The sequence below is a fragment of the Streptomyces sp. NPDC085866 genome, assembly GCF_044541035.1.
Classification (GTDB): domain Bacteria; phylum Actinomycetota; class Actinomycetes; order Streptomycetales; family Streptomycetaceae; genus Streptomyces.
Window position 1 is genome coordinate 89402 of the sequence record NZ_JBITSQ010000016.1, and the last position, 26494, is coordinate 115895.

The window sequence follows — 26494 nt, forward strand, 5'->3', positions numbered from 1 at the left end:
GCCCACGACGGTACGTGGGGGGACGGCGGTCGCCGTAGCGGGTGTGGCGCGGATCTCTTGACCATTTCTTGACGGAGCGGGGTGCGGGGGTTCTTGAAGACGCGGTCGCGGGAGCGGTCGGGATCAGCTCGCCAGCGCCGCCGTCCGCAGCTCGCGCACGGCCACCACGTCCATCCGTGCCGGCGTCCCGAGCACCGTCGCGCCGCAGCTTTCCGGGCGCGGCGGCAGGGACGCGCCCTGGGTCACGGTGACGAGCCAGTGGCGGCCGTCGGTGTGGGCGACCACGACCTCCCAGTGGGGTGCCCCGCCCTCGGTCCGTACGACGCTCAGCGCGCCGGCCGCGTACTCGCCCGCCACCGAGCGCACGGCCAGTTCGGCCGCCTGGCCGGGCCGGTCCCAGGCGGAGCACCCGCGGCACCCCTCGACCACCACGCGGCCCTCCTGGACCCCGTGCAGGGCCTCCTTGATGGTGTGCGCCTCCGCGCGGCCGTACGCGTAGCCGTACGGCAGGACGAGCACCGTGGGCGAGAAGCGATGACCACCCAGATGGGTGACCTCCCAGACGCCCCGCACACCGGACGAGGCCAAATCGGTGGCGAGGGGACGGCCCAGGAGGGCGCAGCAGCGGTCGCGCTTGCCGTTGGTGCACACGAGCGCGAGCGGGTCGCCCGTGTGCGGTCGGCCGTCCAGTGCCGCGCCGAAGGAACGGTGGTCGCCCGCACCCAGAGCGGCGAAGTCGAGGCCGAGCAGCCGGTACGGATCGCGGGTGACGGCGCTGTGCAGCCAGACGTTTCCGGGGACGGTGTGGGCCACGTACACCTGCCGGAGCTCGGGCGTGCCGGGGTCGGCGTGGCGGCCGGGGCGCCGGATGAGCGCGACGCGGACGCCGGTTCCCTCGGCGGCTGCCTCCAGGGCACGGCCCAGCGCGGGGTCGAGATGGCTCGAAGTGAGCGCCTTGACGCCCCACGGGCCGGGCTGTTCCAGCAGCAGCCACGTCGTCGCCGTGGCAGCCGTGCCGGAAACGGGCTCGTCGAGGCTCCGGGAGACGGTCGCACACCTACTCACAGAGGTGAGCCTAACCTGACTTTCCCCGGGGTGACTTCCGGCCGCGCCCGTGCGCTACTCGGGGAGGGGCTGCGGAGGGCGCGGACCGACGTAGTGACCGCTGGGGCGCATGCGCAGCGGACGCTCGCCGTACTCCTCCAGGGCGTGGGCGATCCAGCCCGCCGTCCGGGCCACGGCGAAGATGGTCTCGCCGGCCGTGGCGGGCATGCCGCAGGAGGCGGTGAACACCGCGAGGGCCAGGTCGACGTTGGCGTGCAGCGGGGTGTGACGGGCGGTCGTTGCGACGATGTCGCGGGCCGCGAGCAGGGCGGGCTCTGCTCGCGGGAGCTGCTCCAGGAGGCCGAACAGGACCCGCGCGCGCGGGTCTTCGCCGGGGTAGAGCCGGTGGCCGAGTCCGGGGATACGGCGTCCCGCGCGCAGCTCGTCCGCGATCACCGGGACCGCGGTGCCCTGATCGAGGACGTCGAGCAGCATCCGGTGGGCCAGGCCGCTGGCTGCGCCGTGCAACGGGCCCTCCAGGACGCCGAGTCCGGCGGAGACGGCCGCGTAGGCGTGCGCGCGGGCCGAGGCGGCGACCCGGACGGCGAGCGTGGAGGCGGCCAGGTCGTGGTCGACGAGCAGGGCGAGGGCGGTGTCCAGGACGCGCAGTGCCGCCTCGTCGGCGGGGCGTCCGGTCAGCCGGCCCCACAACCGGTGGGCCAGCGGGCCGTCGTCCTTCGGGGCGTGCAGGACCGGCGGCAGCGCGGCGACGAGCGTGGGGATGAGGGTGCGCGCCGTGCTCAGCACGGCCTCCTCGGACAGGTCGAAGCGCAGCGGGTCCTCGGCCGCCGCGGCGATCGCCGCCACCCGCAGCCGGTCGGTGGGGGAGGTGTGCTCGGGCAGGGCGCGCACGGCGTGACGGGCGACCTCGACAGTCTCCTCGGGCGCGGTGAAGGTCACGCCCCGGGTCATCCGGCCCGTCCACAGCCACTCCGCGACCTCCTCGTAGGAGTGGCGGGCGGCCAGCTCCGTGGCGTCGACGCCACGGAAGTAGTAGCGGTCCTTGTCGATGAAGGTCAGCCGGGTCCGGACGGACAGATCCCCGCCGGAGCCCGGACTCCCCGCCGCCTCCCGCCGGTTGCGCCGGGCGAGCGCCTCGACTTCGCGCGCCTCGAAGGTGCTGGCGCGGCCGCCCGGCTCGCGCCTGCTGCTGAGCAGGCCGCGGCTCACGTAGGCGTACACCGTCTCCGGCTTCACGCCGAGCAGTTCGGCGGTCTCCTTGGTGGTCAGCCTTCGCCCGGGACGGTCGGGAGCGGGTTCGTGATCGCGCATGGAGGTCACCGTAGTCGTCTCTGCACACCTTGATAGCAACACATTGATTCGATCAACGTTGACAGGAAAGTAGTCAAGCATGGACAGTCGGATCAAGTCCAGGGAGGAACATCATGTCCATCAACAGGACCGCACCCCGTGTCGACGTACCGCGCGGCCTTGCAGGAGTCGTCGTCACCGACACCGAGATCGGAGACGTACGGGGGCTCGAGGGCTTCTACCACTACCGCCAGTACTCGGCCGTCGAACTCGCGCGGACCCGCGGCTTCGAAGACGTCTGGCACCTCCTCGTCCACGGCGCGCTCCCGGACGCGGAGCGCCGTGCCGCCTTCACCGCCGAGACCGCGAGACTGCGCCGGCTGCCCGAGGAGGTCCGCGCGGCCCTGCCCGCCATAGCGGCGGCGAGCCGCATCTCCGGACCGCTGGCCGGGCTGCGCACGGCACTGTCGCTGCTGGGCGCGGCGCAGGGGTTGCGGCCGGTGTACGACATCGACGCCGACCGGCGTCGCGCGGACACCGTCGCCGTCTGCGCGGCCGTACCGACCCTGCTGACCGCGCTCCACCGGCTGGGGCAGGGCCTCGACGCGGTGGAGCCGCGCGAGGACCTGTCGTACGCGGCCAACTACCTCTACATGCTCACGGGCGAGGAACCGGACCCACGGCGGGCCCGTGCCGTCGAGCAATACCTGATCTCAACCATTGATCACGGATTCAATGCATCAACCTTCACCGCGCGCGTCATCGCGTCCACGGGCGCCGATGTGGCGGCCTGCCTGGTCGGGGCCGTGGGGGCACTGTCCGGGCCGCTGCACGGCGGGGCGCCCAGCCGCGCCCTCGACACCCTGGACGCCATCGGAACGCCCGACCGCATCGACTCCTGGATCCGGGAGCGGGTGCTCGCCGGCGACCGCATCATGGGCTTCGGGCACGCCATCTACCGCACGGAGGACCCTCGTTCGCGGATGCTGCGCGAGATCGCCCAGGGCTTCGGAGGCGCACGCGTCGCCTTCGCCGTCGAGGTCGAGCGGCAGGTCGAGGCGATCCTCGCCGAGCTGAAGCCCGGCCGCGAACTGCACACGAACGTCGAGTTCTACGCGGGCGTGGTCATGGAACTGTGCGGCCTGCCCCGGGAGATGTTCACCCCCACCTTCGCGGCGGCCCGGGTGGTCGGCTGGAGCGCCAACGTCCTGGAACAGGCGGAGGACTCGAAGATCATCCGGCCGGTCGCGAGGTACGTGGGCCCGGAGCCGCCGGTGGCGGTGCCGGCGCAGCCCTGAGGGCCCCGCAAGCCGTCGACGCCCGGCCCGGTGCGGGCGCGGGTCCCGGCGGCACCCCTCCCAGGACGCCCCGCTCTTATCCTGGTCCGGCAGTCGGTCCACGTGAGAGAGGGCGCCCGTTGGGCAACAGCCGCACCCCGCAGCAGATCCCCGTCGTCGTGCTCGCCGGATTCCTCGGCTCGGGGAAGACCACGCTCCTCAACCACCTGCTGCACCGCAGCGGAGGCAGCCGCATCGGGGCGATCGTCAACGACTTCGGCGCCATCGAGATCGACGCCATGGCCGTCGCCGGTGCCCTCGGCGACTCGACCGTCTCGCTCGGCAACGGCTGCCTGTGCTGCGCGGTCGACGCGAGCGAACTCGACGTCTATCTGGAGCGGCTCGCCGCGCCCGACGCCGGCATGGACGTCATCGTCATCGAGGCCAGCGGACTCGCCGAGCCGCAGGAACTCGTGCGGATGGTGCTGGCCAGCGAGCATCCCGGCATCGTCTACGGCGGCCTCGTCGAGGTCGTCGACGCCGCCGAGTTCGACGGCACCCGGGCCCAGCACCCCGAGATCGACCGGCACCTCGCCCTCGCCGACCTCGTCGTGGTCAACAAGCTCGACCGGGCGCCGGACGCCGACCGCGTACTCGGCCTGGTCCGCTCGCTTACCGGGCGGGCCGCGGTCGTGCCCGCCACCTACGGCCGCATCGACCCGGAGTTCCTCTTCGACTGCCGCCCGAGCGAGGAGCGCATCGGGCAGCTGTCCTTCGACGACCTGCACGAGCACGGCGGCGGCGACGACCGGCACGGCCACCTGCACACCGGCTACGACAGCCTGTCCTTCACCTCCGACGTGCCGATCGAGCCCCGTCGGCTGATGCGGTTCCTGGACAGCCGTCCCGAGGGGCTGTACCGGATCAAGGGGTACGTGGACTTCGGGCCGCACGACACCGTCAACCGGTACGCCGTCCATGCCGTCGGCCCGTTCCTGCGCTTCTACCCCGAACCGTGGCCGCCCGCCGACGCCCGCCGCACCCAGCTCGTGCTGATCGGCTCCGGCATCGAGGCGGACGCCCTCGGCAAGGAGCTGGAGGGGTGCAAGAACGACGCCCCACACGCCGACGAGCACGGCATGTGGGGCGTCCTGCGGTACGTACCGGGCTCCGAGGAGGAGCCCGACGCAGTGGCGTACGAGGGCTAGAACACCGGTCCCGCGACCACCGACACCGTCTTCGCCAGCGACGTGCCCGAGCCGTCCCGGCGCGGGTCCGGCTCCGGCAGCTCCGCCGGGGTGCCGTTCTTCTGCGCCGCCCGGGCCGGGACGGGACCCGCCCAGGCCAGCGACAGGCAGTCCTCGCCCTTCAGGAACCGCTGGCAGCGCACGCCGCCGGTGGCCCGGCCCTTGCGCGGGTACTGGTCGAACGGGGTCAGCTTGGCCGTCGTCTGCACGGAGTCGTCCAGCGTGCCGCGCGAGCCCGCCACCGTGAAGACCACCGCGTCGGCGGCCGGGTCGACCGCCGTGAACGAGATGACCTTCGCGCCCTCGGTGAGCTTGATGCCCGCCATGCCGCCGGCCGGGCGGCCCTGCGGGCGGACGATGGAGGCCTGGAAGCGCAGCAGCTGCGCGTCGTCCGTGATGAACACCAGGTCCTCCTCGCCGGTGCGCAGCTCCACCGCGCCGACGATCCGGTCGCCCTCCTTGAGCGTGATGACCTCCAGCTCGTCCTTGTTGGACGGGTAGTCGGGCACCACACGCTTGACGACACCCTGCTCGGTGCCGAGCGCCAGACCCGGGGACGACTCGTCCAGCGTGATCAGACAGACCACCGTCTCGTCGTCCTCAAGGGAGACGAACTCCGCCAGCGGCGCCCCTCCGGCGAGGTTCGGCGGGGTCGCCGTCCCGGGCAGCTGCGGCAGGTCGACCACGTTGATCCGCAGCAGTCGGCCCGCCGAGGTCACCGCGCCGACCTCACCGCGCGCGGTCGCCGGGACCGCCGAGACGATCACGTCGTGCTTGGCGCGTCTGGCGTCGGCGTCCTCCGTGAACGGCTCGTTGTCCGCCGTACGGGCCAGCAGGCCCGTGGAGGACAGCAACACCCGGCACGGGTCGTCGGCGACCTGGAGTGGGACGGTGGCCACCGGGGCGCCGGCCGACTCCAGCAGGACCGTTCGCCGGTCGGTGCCGAACTGCTTGGCCACGGCGGCCAGTTCGGCCGAGACCAGCTTGCGCAGCTCCGCGTCCGAATCCAGGATCCGGGTCAGCTCCGCGATCTCCGCGGTGAGCTTCTCCTTCTCCGCCTCCAGCTCGATACGGTCGTACCTGGTGAGCCGGCGCAGCGGCGTGTCGAGGATGTACTGCGTCTGGACCTCGCTCAGCGAGAACCGCTCCATCAGGCGTTCCTTGGCCTGCGCGGAGTTGTCGCTGGACCGGATCAGCCGGATGACCTCGTCGATGTCGACCAGCGCGGTCAGCAGGCCCTCGACCAGGTGCAGACGGTCACGGCGCTTGCCGCGGCGGAACTCGCTGCGGCGCCGCACGACGTTGAAGCGGTGGTCGAGGTAGACCTCCAGCAGCTCCTTCAGGCCCAGGGTGAGCGGCTGCCCGTCCACCAGGGCCACGTTGTTGATGCCGAAGGACTCCTCCAGCGGAGTGAGCTTGTACAGCTGCTCCAGGATCGCCTCCGGCACGAAGCCGTTCTTGATCTCGATGACCAGACGCAGGCCGTGCTCGCGGTCGGTGAGGTCCTTGACGTCGGCGATGCCCTGGACCTTCTTCGCGTTGACCAGGTCCTTGATCTTGGCGATCACCTTCTCCGGACCGACCGTGAACGGCAGTTCGGTGATGACCAGGCCCTTGCGGCGGGCGGTCACGGTCTCGATCGAGACCGTCGCGCGCATCTTGAAGGTGCCGCGGCCCGTCGCGTACGCGTCCCGGATGCCGTCCAGGCCGACGATCCGGCCGCCGGTGGGCAGGTCGGGGCCCGGGACGTGCCGCATCAGTGCGTCCAGGTCCGCGGCCGGGTACCTGATCAGGTGGCGGGCCGCCGCGATGACCTCGCGCAGGTTGTGCGGCGGCATGTTCGTCGCCATGCCGACCGCGATGCCCGAGGAGCCGTTGACCAGCAGGTTCGGGAAGGCGGCGGGCAGGGCCACCGGCTCCTGCTCCTGGCCGTCGTAGTTGGGCGTGAAGTCGACCGTGTCCTCGTCGATCGACTCCGTCATCAGGCTCGTCGCCTCGGCCATCCGGCACTCGGTGTACCGCATGGCGGCCGGCGGGTCGTCGTTGCCCAGCGAGCCGAAGTTGCCGTGGCCGTCGACCAGGGGGAGGCGCATCGAGAACGGCTGGGCCATGCGCACCAGGGCGTCGTAGATCGACGCGTCGCCGTGCGGGTGCAGCTTGCCCATGACCTCGCCGACGACCCGGGCGCACTTCACGTAGCCGCGGTCGCGGCGCAGGCCCATCTCGTTCATCTGGTAGACGATGCGGCGATGCACCGGCTTGAGGCCGTCACGGGCGTCCGGCAGGGCCCGCGAGTAGATGACCGAGTACGCGTACTCAAGGTAGGAGCCACGCATCTCGTCCACGACGTCGATGTCGAGGATCTTCTCCTCGTACGAGTCGTCGGGCGGCGGGGTCTTCGTGCTGCGGCGGGCCATCCTGCCTGGCTCCTTGCTGAAGCGTTTGACGGATCTGACGCGGACCATTGTGGACCGAGGCACTGACAACCCGGGCCACGACCCGGTCCGTGCGGTTCTGCCCGGTGCCGGAAAGCCGTCCCACGGCACGCCTGACGCAGGCTACGCGATCCGCTGTGGGCGTACGTCCGGCGGGAACTTCGCCGAGGCCTCGCACGCTTTGCATACAGTGGCAGGACCGGCAGGAAAACAGCGGTTTCGACGACCGCCTCCGCTCGCGAAGGGACGTACATGCCCATGGGTCACACGACCACAGCCGAGGCAGGCTCCGGGGGCCTGACAGCGACCGAGCACCGCCTGGCCAACGGTCTGCGCGTGGTGCTCTCCGAGGACCACCTGACCCCGGTGGCGGCGGTGTGCCTCTGGTACGACGTCGGCTCCCGCCACGAAGTCAAGGGGCGTACCGGCCTGGCTCACCTTTTCGAGCACCTGATGTTCCAGGGGTCGGCACAGGTCAAGGGAAACGGCCACTTCGAGCTGGTGCAGGGTGCCGGCGGTTCCCTGAACGGCACCACCAGCTTCGAGCGCACCAACTACTTCGAGACCATGCCCACCCACCAGCTGGAGCTCGCCCTCTGGCTGGAGGCCGACCGCATGGGCTCCCTGCTCACCGCCCTGGACGACGAGTCCATGGAGAACCAGCGGGACGTGGTCAAGAACGAGCGCCGCCAGCGGTACGACAACGTGCCCTACGGCACCGCGTTCGAGAAGCTGACCGCCCTCGCCTACCCGGAGGGCCACCCCTACCACCACACGCCGATCGGCTCGATGGCGGACCTGGACGCGGCCACCCTGGAGGACGCGCGTCAGTTCTTCCGCACCTACTACGCGCCCAACAACGCGGTGCTCTCCGTGGTCGGCGACATCGACCCCGTGCAGACCCTCGCCTGGATCGAGAAGTACTTCGGCTCGATCCCCTCCCACGACGGCAAGCCCGAGCCCCGCGACGGCACTCTGCCCGAGACCATCGGCGAGCAGCTGCGCGAGGTCGTCGAGGAGGAGGTCCCGGCGCGCGCCCTGATGGCCGCCTACCGGCTCCCGCACGACGGCACCCGCAAGGCAGACGCGGCCGACCTCGCCCTGACCGTCCTCGGCGGCGGCGAGTCCTCCCGCCTGTACAACCGGCTCGTGCGCCGCGACCGTACGGCCGTCGCGGCCGGCTTCGGCCTGCTGCGCCTGGCCGGCGCGCCCTCGCTCGGCTGGCTGGACGTGAAGACCTCCGGTGACGTCGAGGTGCCGGTGATCGAGTCCGCGATCGACGAGGAGCTGGCCCGGTTCGCCGAGGAAGGCCCCACGGCCGAGGAGATGGAGCGCGCCCAGGCCCAGTTGGAGCGCGAGTGGCTGGACCGGCTCGGCACGGTCGCCGGCCGCGCCGACGAACTGTGCCGGTTCGCCGTCCTGTTCGGTGACCCGCAGCTCGCCCTGACCGCCGTCCAGCGCGTCCTCGAGGTGACCCGTGAGGAGGTCCAGGAGGTCGCCAAGGCCTGCCTGCGCCCCGACAACCGCGCGGTCCTCGTCTACGAGCCGAAGCACCCGGAGACCGTCCAGGACGCCGACGTCCCCGAGGACCCGGAGCAGGAAGCCACCGTAGAGGCCGGTAACGACAACGAGGAGACGGCCAAGTGACCGAGCTCGCCACGATGGACTTCCACCCCCAGCCGCAGCCGGGCGAGGCCAGGCCGTGGGCGTTTCCCGCCCCCGAGCGCGGCGCGCTGGACAACGGCCTGACCGTGCTGCGCTGCCACCGCCCCGGCCAGCAGGTCGTCGCCGTCGAGGTGCTGCTGGACGCGCCTCTGGACGCCGAGAAGCCCGGCCTGGAGGGCGTCGCCACGATCATGGCGCGGGCCTTCTCGGAGGGCACCGACAAGCACTCCGCCGAGGAGTTCGCCGCGGAGCTGGAGCGGGCCGGCGCCACACTCGACGCGCACGCCGACCACCCCGGCGTCCGCCTCAGCCTGGAGGTCCCGGCCTCCCGCCTGGCCAAGGGCCTCGGCCTGCTCGCCGACGCCCTGCGCGCGCCCGCCTTCGACGACAGCGAGGTCGAGCGGCTGGTCCGCAACCGCCTGGACGAGATCCCGCACGAGCTGGCCAACCCCGCCCGCCGCGCCGCCAAGGAACTCTCCAAGGAGCTGTTCCCGGCGACCTCGCGCATGTCGCGGCCGCGCCAGGGCACCGAGGAGACGGTCGAGAAGATCGACGCGGCGGCCGTGCGTGCCTTCTACGACCGCCATGTGCGGCCCGCCACGGCCACCGTGGTCGTGGTCGGCGACCTCACCGGCACCGACCTGGACGAGCTGCTCGCCGACACCCTGGGTGCCTGGACCGGCACCCCGGGCACGCCGCGGCCGGTGCCGCCGGTGACCGCCGACGACACCGGCCGGGTGGTCATCGTCGACCGGCCGGGCGCCGTCCAGACGCAGCTGCTCATCGGCCGGATCGGGCCCGACCGGCACGACCGCGTGTGGCCCGCCCAGGTGCTCGGCACCTACTGCCTCGGCGGCACCCTCACCTCGCGCCTGGACCGCGTCCTGCGCGAGGAGAAGGGCTACACCTACGGCGTGCGCTCCTTCGGGCAGGTCCTGCGCTCCGCGCCGGACGGCACGGGCGCCGCGATGCTCGCCATCAGCGGCTCCGTGGACACCCCGAACACCGGTCCCGCGCTGCAGGACCTGTGGACGGTGCTGCGCACGCTCGCGGCGGAGGGCCTGACCGACGCCGAGCGGGACGTCGCCGTGCAGAACCTGGTCGGTGTGGCGCCGCTGAAGTACGAGACCGCGGCGGCCGTCGCGAGCACGCTGGCGGACCAGGTCGAGCAGCACCTGCCCGACGACTTCCAGGCGACTCTGTATCAGCAGCTCGCCGGCACCGGCACCGTGGAGGCCACCGCGGCCGTCATCAACGCCTTCCCGGTGGACCGCCTGGTGACCGTCCTCGTCGGTGACGCGGCCGAGATCAAGGCGCCGGTCGAGGCGCTCGGCATCGGCGAAGTCACCGTCGTGGCAGCCGAGTAGCGGCTTCGAGGCGCCCCGCGCGCGTGGGGGCCCTGACGACCCGACGGGTCGTCAGGGCCCTTTGTCGCGCGGAGCCCTTCCCAAGATGTCCGAATTGAGGCAGAGGTTGCCTGTCTGGCCTGTGGGATGCGCTACAAAAGCCGGGATCCGTTTGGGGATCGAAAGTCGGGCCGCATAGCGTCGACCGGGCTGTTCGTCAGGCAGTGCGCCGCGCCCGCGGCACCGGACAGTCATCGCCGAGTCCCCCACGGCGCGAGCCAGGGGAGCCGGGGACCCACCGCAGTCCCTGGGGTGAATCGGACGCCCGCGCACCGGCGAGGGGGTCCGTAGGAGACCTTCCTGCTCCGAACCCGTCAGCTAACCCGGTAGGCGAGAGGGAAGGAAAGGACCAGCCACTTCATGGCGTTCATGTGCGCCACCGGGAAGCACCGCAAGCCCGGTCGGGTCAAGCGCACCACCGCTCAGGCGGCCGGTGTCGCGGCCCTCACCACCACCGGTGTCGTCGGCACCCTGGCGGCCGGCCCGGCACTCGCCGCGGACAACTCCGTCGAGGAGACCGGCCTCACCCCGGTCATCACCGTCAGCGACACGGTCGCCGAGCAGATCGACGCGCAGGCCGAGGCCCAGCTGGTGGCCGCCCGGCAGAAGGCGGCCGAGGAGGCCGCGGCCAAGGTGGCCGTCGAGGAGGCGAAGAAGGAGCGCGAGGCCCAGGCCCGCGCCGCGCGAGAGGCCGAGCGCAAGCGCCTGAACGCCTTCGTGGCCCCGATCGCGCACTCGTACGTCTCCACCGGCTACAAGGCCAGCAGCTCCCTGTGGTCCTCCGGCTCCCACACCGGCATCGACTTCCACGCGGCCAGCGGGACGTCCGTCCACGCGGTCGGCTCCGGCACGGTCGTCTCCACCGGCTGGGGCGGCGCGTACGGCAACCAGATCGTGATCCGGATGGCCGACGGCATGTACACCCAGTACGGCCACCTGTCGTCCATCGGCGTCGTCGTGGGCCAGAAGGTCCTCCCGGGCCAGCAGATCGGCCTGTCCGGCGCGACCGGCAACGTCACCGGACCGCATCTGCACTTCGAGGCCCGTACGACCCCCGAGTACGGCTCGGACGTCGACCCGATCGCCTATCTCCGCCAGCACGGCGTGAACGTCTGACGCTCCGGCGCACGACATCCCGAAGCCCCGGCTCACGAGCCGGGGCTTTCGCCGTTTTTCGCAGCGCCTGCGGCATCCACTGTCCAAAAAATATCCATGGATTCCGGCCCGCCGTCGGAAATTCCGGCTCATTGCAATAGAGTCACGGAACACACGTCCATCGTCGACGTTTCACGGGGATTAAGGCGGAGGTCGGTCATGCGTATTCCGGCGCACTCGGTGTGCACGGCGATCCGGGACGACATCGTCGCGGGTGTCTACGAGCGCGGCGGCCGCCTCACCGAGGAAGTCCTCGCCCGCCGCTACGGGGTCTCGCGCGTCCCCGTCCGTGAGGCCCTGCGCACCCTGGAGGCGGAGGGCTTCGTGGTGACCCGGCGGCACGCGGGCGCGTGCGTGGCCGAGCCGACCGAGCAGGAGGCCGCCGACCTGCTGGAGATGCGCACGCTCCTGGAGCCGCTCGGCGCCTCCCGGGCCGCCCAGCGGCGCACCGAGGCCCATCTGAAGGTGCTGCGGGGGCTGGTCCGGCTGGGCCAGGAGCGGGCCAGGCGGGGCAACAGCGAGGATCTGCGCTCGTTGGGCGGCTGGTTCCACGAGACGCTGGCGCAGGCCTCCGGTAGCCCCTCGCTGGCCTCGACGCTGACGCAGCTGCGGCACAAGATTGCCTGGATGTACACGGTGGAGGCGTCGCCGAGCCCGGTGGACTCCTGGGCCGAGCACGGCGCGATCGTGGACGCGGTGGCACGCGGCGACAGCGAGCGCGCGCGGGCGATCACGGCGATGCACACCGAGCGCTCGACGGGCGCGCACCGGTTGCGGTTCACCTCGGGCGGGGACCGTTCCGAACGTGTGAGGAACTCGCAACATGCCGTAAACATGACGAGCCTGCGGCATTAACACGAGCGCCGTATACAAAGAGGAGATATTCGGTGGGCGGGTATTTCGGCTGCCCTTTTCCCGGCGCGTCGTGAATTCGCGGTCGTGCGCCTTCGGCGTGCCTGCGTTTAATTCTCCGGGGTCGGCGCCAAAAAGGCGGAAGCCGCGCCACCCGGAAAGGGTGACGCGGCTTCCTGGCACACCTCAGACGGTCTCGGGGAGCTCTTCCAGGCCCTCGGAGACCAGCTTGGCCAGACGGTCCAGGGCGATGTCCGCGCCCTCGGCGTCGGAGGCGAGGACGATCTCCTCGCCGCCCTGGGCGCCCAGGCCCAGGACAGCCAGCATGGAGGCCGCGTTGACGGGGTTGCCGTCAGCCTTGGCGATCGTCACCGGGACACCTGCGGCCGTGGCGGCCCGGACGAAGATGGAGGCGGGGCGGGCATGGAGGCCCTCGGCCCAGCCGACGTTGACGCGGCGCTCAGCCATGTGTTGCTGCCCTTCAGTGTTCAGGGTTGTCTAGACCAGTTTCCCATATCGCAAAGCGTGCCCGGAGCGGTCCTTCGTCCTGCTCCGGTGTGTCGTCGGACCGCGGCCTCGGTCCGACTTCCGTCCTCCACAGACTGCCTCGCGCCGTTGCCGTACGCGAGCCTTACTCTGGGGCCCATGCAGAGCCCGGCGGACCGGCATGACCGGCACGAGTACCCCGCCCACTGGGAGGCGGACGTGGTGCTGCGCGACGGGGGTACCGCGCGCATCCGGCCCATCACCGTTGATGACGCCGACCGCCTCGTCAGCTTCTACGAGCAGGTCTCGGACGAGTCGAAGTACTACCGCTTCTTCGCGCCGTACCCACGGCTCTCCGCCAAGGACGTCCACCGCTTCACGCACCACGACTTCGTGGACAGGGTGGGACTTGCCGCCACGATCGGCGGCGAGTTCATCGCCACCGTACGCTATGACCGCATTGGTGCCGACGGTCTGCCCGCCTCCGCGCCCGCGGACGAGGCCGAGGTCGCCTTCCTGGTGCAGGACGCCCACCAGGGCCGCGGGGTCGCCTCCGCCCTCCTGGAGCACATCGCCGCCGTCGCCCGCGAGCGCGGGATCCGCCGCTTCGCCGCCGAGGTGCTGCCCGCCAACACCAAGATGATCAAGGTGTTCACGGATGCCGGGTACACGCAGAAGCGCAGCTTCGAGGACGGCGTCGTACGCCTGGAGTTCGACCTCGAGCCCACCGACCGCTCCCTCGCGGTGCAGCGCGCGCGGGAGCAGCGCGCCGAGGCCCGCTCAGTACGTCGGCTGCTGGCACCCGGCTCCGTCGCGGTCGTCGGCGTCGGCCGCGCGCCCGGCGGGGTGGGCCGCAGCGTCCTCGGCAACATCCGGGACGCCGGCCATCCCGGCCGTCTGTACGCCGTGAACAAGGCCTTCCCCGAGGACCTCAAGGAGGTCGACGGGGTGCCCGCGTACCGCTCGGTGCGGGACATCGAGGGCCCGGTGGACCTCGCCGTCGTCGCCGTACCGGCCGAGCACGTGCCCGCGGTCGTCTCCGAGTGCGGCGAGCACGGGGTGCAGGGTCTGGTCGTGCTGTCCGCCGGGTACGCAGAGAGCGGGCCCGAGGGGCGTGAGCGGCAGCGGGCCCTGGTCCAGCTCGCGCGCGCGTACGGAATGCGGATCATCGGCCCGAACGCCTTCGGCGTCATCAACACCGCGCCGGACGTCCTGCTGAACGCCTCGCTCGCCCCCGAGATGCCCCGCCCGGGGCGCATCGGCCTGTTCACACAGTCCGGGGCCATCGGCATCGCGCTGCTGTCCCGGCTGCACCGGCGTGGGGGAGGTGTCACCGGGGTCACCGGGGTGTCCACCTTCGTGTCCGCCGGGAACCGGGCCGACGTGTCCGGTAACGACGTCCTTCAGTACTGGTACGACGACCCGGAGACCGACGTCGTCCTGATGTACCTGGAGTCCATCGGCAACCCTCGCAAGTTCACCCGCCTCGCCCGGCGCACGGCGGCGGCGAAGCCGCTGGTCGTGGTGCAGGGGGTCGGTTCCGCGCCCCAGGGGCACGCGGTACGGGCCACCCGGCTGCCGCACGCGACCGTCTCCGCGCTGCTGCGGCAGGCCGGGGTGATCCGGGTCGACACGATCACCGAACTGGTCGACGCGGGGCTGCTGCTCGCCCGGCAGCCGCTGCCCGCGGGGCCGCGCGTGGCGATCGTCGGGAACTCCGAGTCGCTGGGGGTGCTGACGTACGACCGGTGTCTCGCGGAGGGGCTGCGGCCGTCGCCTCCGCTGGACCTGACGACCGGGGCGACGGCGGAGGACTTCCACCGGGCGTTGTCGCGGGCGCTGGCGGACGAGACGTGTGACGCCGTCGTCGTCACGGCGATCCCGGCGATCGGGGAGGGATCGCCGGGGGACGCGGAGCTGGCGGAGGCGCTCCGGTCGGCTGCGGCTGCCGTTCCGGGTAAGCCCGTGCTGGTGGTGCACGTGGAGCTCGGAGGGCTTGCGGAGGCGTTGTCGGCTGCGGCCAGTACCTCACCACAGGCTCTCGCGAAGGCACCCGGCGTCGAGGGTGGTGCCCGCCCGCTCCACCCTGCGGAACGACTGCCCGCCTCGGCGGGAGCCTCACCCGAAAACCCCGAAAGCTCCACCCTTGAAGGCGCCGACTCCCGCCTCATCCCCGCCTACCCCGCCGCCGAGCGCGCCGTCCGGGCCCTTGCCGAAGCTGTGAAGTACGGGCAGTGGCGGCGGGAGTCCGCCGATCCGGGCAAGGTGCCGGAGTACGACGACATCGACGAGAAGGGGGCCGCCGAGCTGATCGAAGGGCTGCTGGAGCGTGGGCAGGGGCTCACGATCGGGCAGGCGCAGACCTGCGAGCTGCTCGAGAAGTACGGCATCCATGTGCGCCGGGCGCTGGCCGCCCCCACCCCGGACGCCGCCGCCGAGGCCGCCCGCACCCTCGGCTACCCCGTGGCCCTCAAGGCCACCGCCCCGCACCTCAGGCACCGGGCCGACCTGGGCGGCGTCCGCCTCGATCTGGCGGACGAGGAGCAACTGCGGAGAGCCTACGCCGAGTTGACGGAGCTGTTCGGGCAGCCCGAGGAGCTGCGGCCGGTGGTGCAGGGGATGGCGCCCCGGGGTGTCGACACGGTCGTACGGGCGGTGATCGATCCGGCCGCCGGGGCCGTGCTGTCCTTCGGCCTCGCCGGGGCCGCCTCGCAGCTGCTCGGGGACATGGCGCACCGGCTGATCCCGGTCACCGACCGCGAGGCGACCTCGCTGGTGCGGTCGATCCGGACGGCGCCGCTGCTGTTCGGCTGGCGCGGCTCCACGCCTGTGGACACGCCCGCGCTGGAGGAGCTGCTGCTGCGGGTGTCCCGGCTGGTGGACGACCACCCCGAGGTCGTCGCCGTCACTCTGGAGCCGGTCGTCGTCGCCCAGCACGGCGCGAGCGTCCTCGGCGCCACCCTGCGGCTCGCCCCGCCACCCGCCCGCGACGACCTCGGCCCGCGCACGCTGCCGGCCTACTGAGGGGGGAGGGGGACCGCATGGAGATCGCCGGCCGCCAGTTGCCCGAGGGCAGCTGGTGGGACTGGGAAGTGATCGTCTGGGACGGCGGGCAGCTGCGGCTGGCCGCCGGTTACGACCTCACCTACCACCACAGCCTGGAGCTGGTCTTCGTCGACCCGGTCCTCGTCTCCTGTCCGCCCAGCTTCCAGGACCCCGTCTTCCGCGCCCCGACGGCCGGGGAGACAGCACGCCTCGTGCGCGCCCTGGGCGAAGCACCGGCCGTCGTCGTCGCGTTCGAGGCGGATGCGGGCGGGCGCGAACCCCTCTCCTGTCTGATCGCCGCCGAGCGCCTGGACATCCTGTCGGGGTTCGTCCCTCGGCACTCGCGCACGGGTGCGAAGGCCGCCACAGGTGCTCGCGACTGGCCCGGACCCCCCTTGCCCACGGATTAAGATGGACGCCATGGCCAAGACCAGTACGACGACCCAGGGGCTGCGCACGGCGATCGAGCGCAGCGGCTACTACCCGGCCCTCGTGTCCGAGGCGGTGGAGGCCGCCGTGGGCGGCGAGCCGATCCGGTCGTACCTGGTCCATCAGGAGACGACGTTCGACCAGAACGAGGTGCGGCGGCATGTGACCGTGCTCGTCCTCACCGGCAACCGGTTCATCGTCAGCCACACCGACGAGCAGGCCGCCGACAGCACCTCCCCGACGCCGTACGCCACGACGTCCACGGAGTCCGTGAAGCTCGGCCGGATCTCGTCGGTCGTGGTCAGCCGGGTGGTCGCGAACCCGGAGCAGTACACGCCGGGCACGCTGCCCCGCGAGGTCGTGCTGACCATCGGCTGGGGCGCGGTCAGCCGCATCGACCTGGAGCCCGCCGCCTGCGGCGACCCCAACTGCGAGGCCGACCACGGCTACACGGGCAACTCCACGGCGGACGATCTCAGCCTGCGTGTCAGCGAGGCCGGGGACGGCCCGGAGACGGTGCGCCAGACGCTCGCCTTCGCGCAGGCCATCTCCGAGGCGACCGCGGACATCACGCGCTGATGTCCCACCCGTCTCCCTCCGCCGCCCATGATCGAGGGCGCTCCGCGCCCACCCCTACCGATCCTTACTCCTGGGACCACCCGGAACCGCTCGCCCTGGACACCGCGCCGCTGCCCGAGTACGGCACCGGCTCCCTCGCCGACCTCCTCCCGACCCTGGCCGCCGGCCTCGGAGTCCCCGGCATGACCGCCGCGATCACGGAACTGACCCCGGTGGACCGGGCCTGTGTCTTCCTGGTCGACGGGCTCGGCTGGGAGCAGCTCCGGGCGCACCCCGACGAGGCCCCCTTCCTCACCTCGCTGCTCGGCAGCTCGCGCGGCGGCACCGGACGCCCGCTGACCGCCGGCTACCCGGCGACCACCGCGACCTCCCTGGCCTCCGTCGGCACCGGCCTGCCCCCGGGCGCCCACGGACTGCCCGGCTACACCGTCCGCAACCCGGCCACCGGGGAGCTGATGAACCAGCTCCGCTGGCAGCCGTACACCGACCCCCGCCCCTGGCAGCCGTACCCCACGGTCTTCCAGCTGGCCCACGAGGCCGGGGTGCACTCCGCCCAGGTGTCCTCGCCCACCTTCCAGCACACCCCGCTGACCAAGATCGCGCTCAGCGGCGGCACCTTCCACGGACGGCTCACCGGCGAGGACCGCATGGACCTCGCCGCCGAGCAACTGGCCGCCGGTGACCGCTCCCTGGTGTACACGTACTACGCCGAGCTGGACGGCGCCGGACACCGTTACGGCGTCGCCTCCGACACCTGGCGCGGACAGCTCATGTGCGTCGACCGGCTCGCCCAGCGCCTCGCCGAGCAGCTGCCCCCGCGCAGCGCCCTGTACGTCACCGCCGACCACGGCATGGTCGACGTCCCCTTCGACGAGCAGCACCGCATCGACTTCGACGAGGACTGGGAGCTGCGCGCCGGAGTCGCCCTGCTCGGCGGGGAGGGGCGGGCGCGGCACGTGTACGCGGTGCCGGGCGCCGAGAACGACGTACTGACCGTCTGGCGCGAGGTGCTCGGCGAGCAGTTCTGGGTGGCCTCGCGGGACGAGGCGATCGCGGCGGGCTGGTTCGGGCCGCAGGTGGACGACCGGGTGTACGCGCGCATCGGGGACGTGGTCGCGGCCGCGCACGACGACGTCCTGATCATCGCCTCCGAGCAGGAGCCCAAGGAGTCGTCGCTGGCCGGCAACCACGGTTCGATGACCCCTGCCGAGCAGCTGGTCCCGTTGCTCGAAGTACGCTCCTGAACCTCCCTGCCCTGTGACTACTCGCCGAAAGGTGCTCAACTCCTCATGCCCGAGCTGGTGTTCTTCTCCGGAACGATGGACTGCGGGAAGTCGACGCTGGCTCTGCAGATCGAGCACAACCGCTCCGCACGCGGTCTCGCCGGCATGATCTTCACCCGGGACGACCGGGCGGGTGAGGGCAAGCTGTCCTCCCGGCTGGGCCTGGTCACCGACGCGGTGGAGGTCGAGGACGGCCAGGACCTGTACGCCTACCTGGTCGAGCACCTCTCGCAGGGCGGACGCGCGGACTACGTGATCGCGGACGAGGCGCAGTTCCTCGCGCCCGAGCAGATCGACCAGCTCGCCCGTGTGGTGGACGACCTCGGCATGGACGTCTTCGCCTTCGGCATCACCACCGACTTCCGTTCCAAGCTCTTTCCGGGCTCCCAGCGGCTGGTGGAGCTGGCCGACCGCATCGAGGTGCTGCAGGTCGAGGCGCTGTGCTGGTGCGGCGCCCGCGCCACGCACAACGCCCGCACGATAGGCGGCGAGATGGTCGTGGAAGGAGCCCAGGTGGTCGTCGGCGACGTCAACCAGTCCGCGGGCGAGGTCGGCTACGAGGTGCTGTGCCGCCGCCACCACCGGCGCCGGATGACCGCCGCGTCGGCTCGCGCGGCGGCCCTGTCCCCGGACGTCCTGCCGGTGGCCTCGGCATAGGCTCCGAGATCGACGGCCCGCCCTGACTGATCTTTTTCCGCTTGCGAAACTGGCATTTTCGGTCAGTTTCAATCGGCATCATTGATTGTTTTCGTATGCCGGACGTCGTACGCCCGTAATGGTCGTCGAACCAATCGAAGTCGTCCCACCTTCGAATCGAAGATCCACCTGCTACGGTCGGGGCAGGGAAAGTCAACCTGCGGGGGCAGGCGACGACCGGGGGGCGCCATGGCTGACGTTCGTGAAGTCTTCGACCGGTTACCGGGGTCGGCCACACGGAGCGCCAACCGGAGGAAGGTCTTTCTGGCCGTCGCGATCAAAGCGGACACCCAGGTCGGCATCGCGCGCCGCACCCACCTGTCCCAGGCCACGGTTTCCGCCGCGGTGAAGGAGCTCGAAAGGGCCGGCCTCGTGCGCGGCGCCAAAACCGATGGGAAAGGGCGCGGAGGCAAGGTTTTCCTCATTCCCACAGAACAGGTGGGAGTGGGTGTGCACCTAGGGTTCAACCACGTCACGGTGGTTGCCCGAAGGCTCGACAAGGTATTCGACGACGTGGCGGTCCGGGTGAACGCCGAAGGGGTCGCGAGAGGCTGGAACCGGGCCCTTCCCGTCGTCCGGGACATGATCCTCGACGTGATCGAAGCGACCGGGCGTGAGCGGAGCGACGTGTTCTCGCTCGGTGTCGCCGTACCCCGGATGATCGATCCGCGCACGAACGAGTTCACCCGGCCCGTCCTGCATCCCTGGCGGCCGGGGGACGATCCCGCAAAGGACCTGGGGGACCTCCTGGGGGTCCGTGCGGTCATCGACAACGACGCCAACCTCGGTGCGCTGGCCGAGCAGACCTACGGCACGCGCGAGCACGCCGAGACCGTGGTCTACGTGAAGGTGTCCACGGGTGTGGGAGCAGGGATCATCGTCCACAACAGCGTGCTGCGCGGGCACCGCGGGATGGCCGGGGAGATCGGCCACCTCACCGTGGACCCGGACGGCGCGATGTGCCAGTGCGGCGGACGTGGCTGCCTGGAGACGGTGATCGGCGCCGAAGCGCTCGTGCAACAGGTCCGGTTGGCACGCCCCAGGGCCGGCGCGGACTTCGAGCACCTGGAGGATGTCATCCGAGCCGCCAAAGAGCACGACGCCGTCTGCACGCGGGTGATCAAGGACGCGGGCCGGACCCTGGGTCGCTTCCTCGCCCAGCTGTGCAACCTCTTCAACCCTGACGTCGTCGTGGTGGGTGGCCAGCTGGCCGAGTGCGACCTGCTGCTCGGCGGCTGCAAGGAGTCGCTGTACCGCTTTGCTCTCCCCGGCGCGGTCGACGACAGCTCAGGGTTCGCTCTCACGTTGAGCGAGCTGGGAACACGCGCGGAGGCACAGGGAGCGCTCGTCCTGGGACTGCGCGGGCAGGAGAACCCGGCGAGCACCGCAAAAGGATGAGACGTCCGGACGGCCGGGGACGGCGGCGGCTCGATACATGACACCGCAGCGCTGCTGATAGTTCTGACGCCGTTTCCGCGATGGGTTTTCTTCGAAATGACGAGCAAGCGGAGGAGAGTACCGATCCTCGGCTTCGAATAAGCGAACCTTGTTCATCGACCAAGAAGAAGGCCGCGTCAGGAGACGTATCGCAGACGACGGACCTGAGCCGACACCCCGCAGGGTTATGGCAAAGTGCCAGGCCAGCGGGGCGTCGACGACTTTCCGGTTCACGACCTTGCGGGACGGGCGAGTGGCTACACTGCGGGGGCGCGCTCGAGTGGCCTGAAGAAGCCATTCGAGCCATCCGGTTTTTTCCGAGGCAGTCGCGCCCTTGACTCAAGGTGGCCCGATGACACATGACGCATTCTCCGAATTCCTGTCCGACCATGTGGAGGACGGCAGGCAGGGAAGGCACCCCGACGGGTCGCCCTCTTCCGGTGAGAGCCTCGCCTACGTGCCACCGGAGCTCATCGACCTCGGTCATGTCCGTGAGGTGACCTTGGGCAGTTCGCCCAACGGCAACGCCGATGCCAATGCGCAGTACTACTGGTAGAGGTCTTCGTGGCCGCCATGCCCGTCCCTCCGTGCACCGACCGTCAGCCGGTCAGGGACGGTCGTCACGAGGTTCGTCTGCCGCGGGGGCCGGCCCTCGCCGGGGTCCTGCCACCGGGCCCCGCACTGCCGGCTCCGGCTGCCCAAGTCTGGCCCGGAGAGCCAGTGCTGTGGTCCTGGGGCTCTTGGCACGACGGTGAGGTGCGCACCGTCGAGTGCCCGCAGGCTCGAGTCCTCGCGGTCGGCCAGTGCCTGGCCGACACGGAGCGGATGCGGCACGATCTCGTGCGTTCGGCCCGGGACGGTCACTGGGAGAGACTGACTCGATGGCCGGGTGCCTATCTGCTCCTGGTGCTGGAGGACGGCGGTCGCCTCACCGCCTACACCGACCTGGCCGGGCAGTTCCCGCTCTACTACGCACGGTGCGACGGCCGCACGATCGTCTCCACGCTCGCGACGGCAGTGGCAGCGATGGCGGGCAGGGACGGCGCCGTCGACACGACAGCGCTCGCCGCACACATCTTCTGCCCCTCGGTACCCGAACTCGCCGAGGGGCAGTCGGCGTTCGCGGGCGTGCGTCGTCTGCAGCCGGGAGAGGCATTACGGATCGACTCCTCGGGCTCCGTCACACATGGCCCGTACGAACGGCTCGAAGCCGACAGCGGGGCCCGCTTCGAGGAGAGCGCGGCCCGCCTGCGGGCATCTCTGCAGCGGGCCGTCGCACTGCGCGCCCATGGCGCAGGCCGGATCAGCTGCGATTTCAGCGGAGGAATGGACTCCACCGCCCTGGCCTTCCTCGCCGTCGAGGAGGCCGCGGAACCGCTGGACGCCTTCGTCTATCACCACCCCGACGCCCCGGCGGGCGACCTGGAACACGCAGTTCGGTACGCCGACCAGTCACCCGGAATCCGGCTCCATGTCACGCGGGGCGGCGACGCGTCACTGCCGTACCGCAGCTTGGAGTCACGGGGAGCCGCAGACCAGCCCGATCCGTCCACCGCCGCCGTGGCGAGACTGCGGTTGCGTCTCGCGCACATCGCGCAGCAGGGTGCGGGAACCCATCTGACGGGGGAAGGCGGTGACGCCCTGCTGACCGCGCCGCCCGTCCACCTCGGCGAAGTGGCGGCCTCGGGCGAACGGCGCCGGCTGGCGCACGACGCACTCGCCCTCGGTCGACTGCGCCGCGTCTCCCCGGCGAGCATCGCGTGGCGGGCATTGCGCCTGGCTCGCACACCCCTGGACCGGATGCTGCGGGAACTGGCCGTCCAGTTGGAGAACCCCCAGCCGCATCCGCCGCAATGGCTGGACGCGATCGCCTGGTGGCCGAGCCCTGGGCCGGAGGCCTCCTGGTTGACACCTCGTACCCGCCGCGACCTCGCCGAGCTGGCCGCCGAGCGCGCCGCGCAGATCCGTCGGGACGGGGCACGGCCGAGCCCCGGCACTCGCGCCGCCCTGTGCGATCTGAGGGCCTCCGCAATGATGCAGAGCCAACTCGTGGCAGTGGGGCGTCCGTACGGAGTGTGGACACAGGCACCCTTCCTCGACGGGGACGTCGTGCGTGCCTGCATGACTCTGCCGGCGCCGCGGAAGGCGGACCCGTTCACCGCGAAGCCACTGCTGGCGGCAGGACTGGCCGGGTTGGTCCCCGAGGCCGTGCTGCACCGGCGCACCAAGGGTGACTACGCGGCCGAGGACTACCTGGGTGCCCGCTTCTCCGCGCCGGCGCTCCGGGCCCGCCTCACCGGGTCGCCGCTCGCCGATCTCGGCATCGTGGAACCTGCGCGGGTCATCGCATCACTCGACAGAGCGGTGACCGGGCTCGCCGCGCCCTTCCCGGCGTTCAACCGTCTGCTGGGCGTGGACGTGTGGTTGCGGACCCACGCCGGGGGTGAGGAGACGCGATGACCCGGTTGGACGTGCCCGGCCACGTACGCGAGAGTCAGGGAGCGCACGGTGGCGCCGTGTTGCTCGACGTCCGCTCGGGTCACTGCTTCGCCATGAACTCCGTGGCGAAGGTCCTGTGGCAGGAGTGGCGGCGCAGTCGGGACTTCGATGCCGGAGTACGCTTGACGGCACAGCTCTTCCCGGAGGCTTGTCACGAGCGAATCCAGGAGGACGCCCGGGAACTCGTCGATGCTCTCGTGAGCCGGGGGCTGCTCGCCACCGGCTGCCACGACACCGAACGCGCGGGATCGGCATCGGCCGGTGCGAGCGGCGCACCGGCAGCGGAAACAGGGCACCGCCCACCCGACCGTCCCGGTGCGGCCGGAGCAGTGCACAACCCCGTCGGCGCGGAAGTCCCCATGGCCGCCGCTCCGTTACGGCCGCGCCGTACCGGCGGAAGTGCGCGCACCATCGCCCTCGGACTGCTCGGACTGTTGGGCGCGCTCCTGCTGATCCGCCTGCCGTTCCGGACCGTCCTGCGCGTGGTGGAGTGGACCGGACACCGTTGGTGCCGAAGGGAAGCAACTCCCTCGCAGGGGGCGGCCTCGCTGGCGGCGGTACGCCGTGCCGCCGTGCTGTACCCGGGTCGCGCCGCCTGCCTGGAAACCTCCCTGGCCACTTTCATGATGCTCGCCCTCAGCAGGCGCAGGACGGATTGGTGCATCGGAACGGCCGTCGACCCCTACCGTTTTCACGCCTGGATCGAGGCCCAGGGGACTCCGGTCAGAGCACCCGACGACTACGGCGCGGAAGCCTTTCGCAGAATTCTCTCCGTGTGATCTTGACGTGCCCGTCCCGTGCCTTCGATTCGCACAATCGCGGTCGCCGACCGCGGAGTTACCGGGCGGTTCCAAGACGGATATTCGAGTGGCGACGGAAATACCTTCAACTGTCGCTGGTCCTGCGCTAGCCTGACAATGCGACGGGGCGGCCGCCGGTTCCGGCAACCGCCCCCCGTGAGGGATCACATCCTCCCTCAGACCTGATGCATCAGCGCATCGATCGGCGTCGTACCACCGTGTCCCTGAGCCAGCACGCTCCAGAACACGAGGACGACGACGATGATGACCATCCGCACGTGCCACCACCGCACGGAGATCGAGCAGCGGGTGGTCATCGTCATTTTCATGCCCATGTCCGGTCACCTCCTTCCCGATGGGAGCCCGGTGCCCCGGTCAGCTGATCCGGAATTTCGGCGCCGCCTCCATCGCGATCCAGTGTTGTCGGCAACCGGCTTTAATTCAACGGCACTTCGATGCTGACGCCGTGCTTACATCCAGCATCTGAAGGCCACTTGTCGCGGTCTGTCATTCAATTCGCAGAAGTCCTGCCCGGAAAGTGTCATGCCCCGGGGGGAATTGAAATGTGCGGCCACTTCCCGACCGATCCCCCTGCTGTCCGCCACGGCCCGGTCGGGCAGAGCCCCGGCGGCGCGGTCCGCGGCGGCCCGTGGGGACTCCGAAGGGGTGCCGGAGGCCCCGGTCGCACCAAATCGAAGGCGCGCGGTCGGATGGCGCCCGCCCCCTGCCGCGAATGGAGCTCCGGGTGGACAGCTCAAGAGGCTTTGCTGCGTCCGGAGAGGGTCCGATTCCCCTCATGTGATATGCGTCACATGGGTGGTGTGTGGTCGAACGTCAGCGCGGCTCCTGGACCACCGAGAAGACCGCTCCCTCCGGATCCGCCACCGTGGCGACCCGCCCGTGCTCGCTGTCATGGGCCGGCCCGAGCACCTGGCCGCCCAGTTCGGCGACCTGCCGCAGCGTCGCGTCGGCGTCCGCGACCTCGAAGTACGTCAGCCAGTGCGGTCCCCGGTCCCGGGGCAGAGCGTGGCCGACGCCATGGATACCGGCCACCGGACGCCCCCCGATGTGCAGGGTCATGTAGTCGAAGCCGGCGGACAAGACGGGTTCCTCCTCGTACCCGAACACCACTTCGTAGAACTTGCTGACGCTCTCCGTCTCGAAGGTGAGCAGCTCGTTCCAGGCGGGGGTGCCAGGGACGCCGCTGAGCGACGTGCCGAAGTGGGCGGCCGCCTGCCAGATCCCGAACACCGCCCCGGTGGGGTCGGCCGCGATGGCCATCCGCCCGGCCTCGGCCGCGTCCAGCGGTCCGACGGCCACCGTGCCGCCGCACAGCCGCACCTGGTCGGCTGTCTGGTCCACGTCGTCCGAGGCGAGGTAGGGCGTCCAGGCGACCGGCAGCCGGCGGTCCGGCGGCAGTTGGCCGATGCCCGCGACCTCGTGCCCGTCCAGCAGCGCCCGCACGTAGGGACCGAGCTGCTGCGGGCCCGGCCGGAACTCCCAGCCGAACAGCTCCCCGTAGAACTCCTCGGTCGTGGCCAGCCCGTGCACCATCAGGCTCACCCAGCAGGGCGTGCCCGGCGTGTGCCGCGCGTGCGGACCGGCCGACTCCCGTGCATCGGTCATCGATCACTCTCTCCCCGGCCCCTCGCGGTGGCCGTGTCGCTTCCGCTCCCCGGAAGGGGTGTGCCGCTGGCGCGTGCACGCCCGTGCCGGTACCCGCATCCTCCGGCGTGCCGCGTACCGTGCGCCGACGCCAGGGCGGTACCCCTGGGAGGATGTCCGATCTGCCGTCTTGGGGCGCTTCCTGACGGTGGCCGACGGGTGTCCGTCAGTTGTACAGCGTGTGCCCGATCCCGTACGCCTCGTGATCGAGCCTGCCCGGCGGAGCAGAGTAGCCGGACCTGGACGCCTCGGCCACCCCTGACGTAAGGATGGACCCCATGACAGCCATCATCACCGCAACCGAACTCGCCGCCGACCTGACCGGGGAGCGCCCGCCCGTCCTGCTGGACGTCCGATGGCAGCTGACCATGGCCAAGGCCGCGGGCGCCCCCGCCTTCGACGGCCGGGCCGAGTACACGGCCGGGCACCTCCCCGGCGCGGTCTTCGTCGACCTGGACCGGGAGCTGGCCTCGGCCCCCGGGGAACGCGGTCGCCATCCGCTGCCCGACCTGGAGGAGTTCGGCGCGGCCATGCGCCGCGCGGGCGTGTCGGCCCGCCGTCCGGTCGTCGTCTACGACGGCGGACAGGGCTGGGCGGCGGCGCGCGCGTGGTGGCTGCTGCGCTGGACGGGTCACCCGGACGTGCGGGTTCTCGACGGCGGGTTGCCGGCTTGGCAGGGGCAGCTGTCGACGGACGTGCCCGACCCGGCGGAGGGCGACTTCGAACCGGCGCCCGACGCTGCCGGGTTGCTCGACGCGGACGGGGCCGCCGCCCTGGCCCGCTCGGGCGTGTTGCTCGACGCGCGTGCGGGGGAGCGGTACCGCGGCGAGGTGGAGCCGATCGACCGGGTCGGCGGGCACATCCCGGGCGCGGTGTCGGCGCCGACGAACGAGAACGTGGGCCCGGACGGCCGTTTCCTGCCCGCGGCGGACCTGCGGGACCGCTTCAAGGCCCTGGGAGTGTCCGAGGAGGCGCCGGTGGGCGTCTACTGCGGCTCGGGCGTCTCGGGCGCGCACGAGGTGCTGGCCCTCGCGGTAGCGGACATTCCGGCGGCGCTGTACGTCGGCTCCTGGTCGGAGTGGTCCTCGGACCCGTCCCGTCCGGTCGCGGTGGGGCCGGACCCGCAGTAGGCAACGGAAAAAGTGGGGGCACGCACGCGTGCCCCCACTTCATACGGCCGTAC

The 26494-nt window shown here is 71.3% G+C and carries 22 protein-coding genes and 1 riboswitch; of the genes, 16 read left to right on the plus strand and 6 right to left on the minus strand.

The window, feature by feature from the left end; translation table 11 throughout:
- Positions 1-123: 123 nt before the first annotated feature.
- Both ACIF83_RS34615 and ACIF83_RS34620 read right to left on the minus strand, forming a co-directional pair.
- Complete coding sequence (locus ACIF83_RS34615) at positions 124-1065, minus strand: sucrase ferredoxin (protein WP_399732873.1); 942 nt, start codon at positions 1063-1065, stop codon at positions 124-126.
- A 54-nt stretch (positions 1066-1119) separates the two neighbouring features.
- Complete coding sequence (locus tag ACIF83_RS34620; RefSeq protein ID WP_393481033.1) at positions 1120-2376, minus strand: citrate synthase; 1257 nt, start codon at positions 2374-2376, stop codon at positions 1120-1122.
- 113 nt (positions 2377-2489) lie between these two features.
- Here ACIF83_RS34620 and ACIF83_RS34625 point away from each other — a divergent pair, with 113 nt between their 5' ends.
- Together ACIF83_RS34625 and ACIF83_RS34630 are read left to right on the plus strand one after the other, a co-directional pair.
- Positions 2490-3653 (plus strand): citrate synthase/methylcitrate synthase, encoded by a 1164-nt coding sequence (locus ACIF83_RS34625; protein ID WP_398141106.1) that lies wholly within the window; start codon positions 2490-2492, stop codon positions 3651-3653.
- Between the two features lie 119 nt (positions 3654-3772).
- The gene (locus tag ACIF83_RS34630) at positions 3773-4840 is read left to right on the plus strand and encodes a CobW family GTP-binding protein (protein ID WP_393481038.1); all 1068 of its coding nucleotides are present in this window, start codon (positions 3773-3775) and stop codon (positions 4838-4840) included.
- Here the strand turns inward: ACIF83_RS34630 and ACIF83_RS34635 are convergent.
- The gene (locus tag ACIF83_RS34635; RefSeq protein WP_393481041.1) at positions 4837-7296 is read right to left on the minus strand and encodes a DNA topoisomerase (ATP-hydrolyzing) subunit A; all 2460 of its coding nucleotides are present in this window, start codon (positions 7294-7296) and stop codon (positions 4837-4839) included. The genes ACIF83_RS34630 and ACIF83_RS34635 overlap by 4 nt on opposite strands.
- A gap of 270 nt (positions 7297-7566) precedes the next feature.
- Here ACIF83_RS34635 and ACIF83_RS34640 point away from each other — a divergent pair, with 270 nt between their 5' ends.
- The 4 genes from ACIF83_RS34640 (at position 7567) to ACIF83_RS34655 (ending at position 12395) form a co-directional block, all read left to right on the plus strand.
- On the plus strand, positions 7567-8961 hold the full coding sequence (locus ACIF83_RS34640; RefSeq protein ID WP_393481043.1) for a M16 family metallopeptidase: 1395 nt from the start codon (positions 7567-7569) through the stop codon (positions 8959-8961).
- Positions 8958-10346: a M16 family metallopeptidase gene (locus tag ACIF83_RS34645; RefSeq protein WP_393481045.1), complete on the plus strand. Its 1389-nt coding sequence runs from the start codon at positions 8958-8960 to the stop codon at positions 10344-10346. Before ACIF83_RS34640 ends, ACIF83_RS34645 begins: the two co-directional genes overlap by 4 nt.
- Positions 10347-10570: 224 nt before the next feature.
- A riboswitch (cyclic di-AMP (ydaO/yuaA leader) is annotated at positions 10571-10733 on the plus strand.
- 12 nt (positions 10734-10745) lie between these two features.
- Complete coding sequence (locus tag ACIF83_RS34650; protein WP_393481048.1) at positions 10746-11501, plus strand: M23 family metallopeptidase; 756 nt, start codon at positions 10746-10748, stop codon at positions 11499-11501.
- Positions 11502-11699: 198 nt separating this feature from the next.
- Entirely contained in the window at positions 11700-12395 is a 696-nt protein-coding gene (locus ACIF83_RS34655; RefSeq protein WP_393481050.1) for a GntR family transcriptional regulator, read from the plus strand.
- Positions 12396-12578: 183 nt separating this feature from the next.
- On the opposite strand, the gene ACIF83_RS34660 is transcribed toward ACIF83_RS34655, so the two are convergent.
- Complete coding sequence (locus ACIF83_RS34660; protein WP_071381868.1) at positions 12579-12860, minus strand: HPr family phosphocarrier protein; 282 nt, start codon at positions 12858-12860, stop codon at positions 12579-12581.
- Between the two features lie 177 nt (positions 12861-13037).
- On the opposite strand from ACIF83_RS34660, the gene ACIF83_RS34665 reads away from it, so the two are divergent.
- The 9 genes from ACIF83_RS34665 to ACIF83_RS34705 all read left to right on the plus strand — a co-directional run bounded on the left by ACIF83_RS34665 (position 13038) and on the right by ACIF83_RS34705 (position 23625).
- Positions 13038-15902 (plus strand): GNAT family N-acetyltransferase, encoded by a 2865-nt coding sequence (locus tag ACIF83_RS34665; protein WP_399732881.1) that lies wholly within the window; start codon positions 13038-13040, stop codon positions 15900-15902.
- A gap of 17 nt (positions 15903-15919) precedes the next feature.
- Complete coding sequence (locus ACIF83_RS34670; protein WP_393481054.1) at positions 15920-16333, plus strand: hypothetical protein; 414 nt, start codon at positions 15920-15922, stop codon at positions 16331-16333.
- A gap of 1 nt (position 16334) precedes the next feature.
- Positions 16335-16931 (plus strand): DUF5998 family protein, encoded by a 597-nt coding sequence (locus tag ACIF83_RS34675; protein ID WP_145882922.1) that lies wholly within the window; start codon positions 16335-16337, stop codon positions 16929-16931.
- Positions 16931-18175 (plus strand): alkaline phosphatase family protein, encoded by a 1245-nt coding sequence (locus ACIF83_RS34680; protein WP_393481056.1) that lies wholly within the window; start codon positions 16931-16933, stop codon positions 18173-18175. The genes ACIF83_RS34675 and ACIF83_RS34680 overlap by 1 nt, the downstream gene beginning before the upstream one ends.
- Positions 18176-18220: 45 nt before the next feature.
- Positions 18221-18871 (plus strand): thymidine kinase, encoded by a 651-nt coding sequence (locus ACIF83_RS34685; protein ID WP_393481058.1) that lies wholly within the window; start codon positions 18221-18223, stop codon positions 18869-18871.
- An 81-nt stretch (positions 18872-18952) separates the two neighbouring features.
- Entirely contained in the window at positions 18953-20308 is a 1356-nt protein-coding gene (locus ACIF83_RS34690) for an ROK family transcriptional regulator (protein WP_398141102.1), read from the plus strand.
- A gap of 391 nt (positions 20309-20699) precedes the next feature.
- Positions 20700-20903, plus strand: coding sequence for a lasso RiPP family leader peptide-containing protein (locus ACIF83_RS34695; RefSeq protein WP_393481061.1), 204 nt, complete (start codon positions 20700-20702; stop codon positions 20901-20903).
- A 17-nt stretch (positions 20904-20920) separates the two neighbouring features.
- Positions 20921-22807 (plus strand): albusnodin/ikarugamycin family macrolactam cyclase, encoded by a 1887-nt coding sequence (locus ACIF83_RS34700; protein ID WP_399732888.1) that lies wholly within the window; start codon positions 20921-20923, stop codon positions 22805-22807.
- Complete coding sequence (locus ACIF83_RS34705; protein ID WP_399732891.1) at positions 22804-23625, plus strand: lasso peptide biosynthesis B2 protein; 822 nt, start codon at positions 22804-22806, stop codon at positions 23623-23625. The genes ACIF83_RS34700 and ACIF83_RS34705 overlap by 4 nt, the downstream gene beginning before the upstream one ends.
- Before the next feature lie 197 nt (positions 23626-23822).
- Here ACIF83_RS34705 and ACIF83_RS34710 read toward each other — a convergent pair whose 3' ends face one another.
- Both ACIF83_RS34710 and ACIF83_RS34715 read right to left on the minus strand, forming a co-directional pair.
- Positions 23823-23981 carry a hypothetical protein gene (locus tag ACIF83_RS34710; RefSeq protein ID WP_399732894.1) on the minus strand — a complete coding sequence of 53 codons (159 nt, stop codon included), beginning with the start codon at positions 23979-23981 and terminating at the stop codon, positions 23823-23825.
- A gap of 499 nt (positions 23982-24480) precedes the next feature.
- Positions 24481-25272, minus strand: a complete 792-nt coding sequence (locus tag ACIF83_RS34715; protein ID WP_393481070.1) for a VOC family protein — start codon at positions 25270-25272, stop codon at positions 24481-24483.
- A 317-nt stretch (positions 25273-25589) separates the two neighbouring features.
- Between ACIF83_RS34715 and ACIF83_RS34720 the strand changes: the two genes are divergently transcribed.
- Entirely contained in the window at positions 25590-26441 is an 852-nt protein-coding gene (locus ACIF83_RS34720) for a sulfurtransferase (RefSeq protein ID WP_393481072.1), read from the plus strand.
- The last annotated feature ends 53 nt before the right edge of the window (positions 26442-26494 follow it).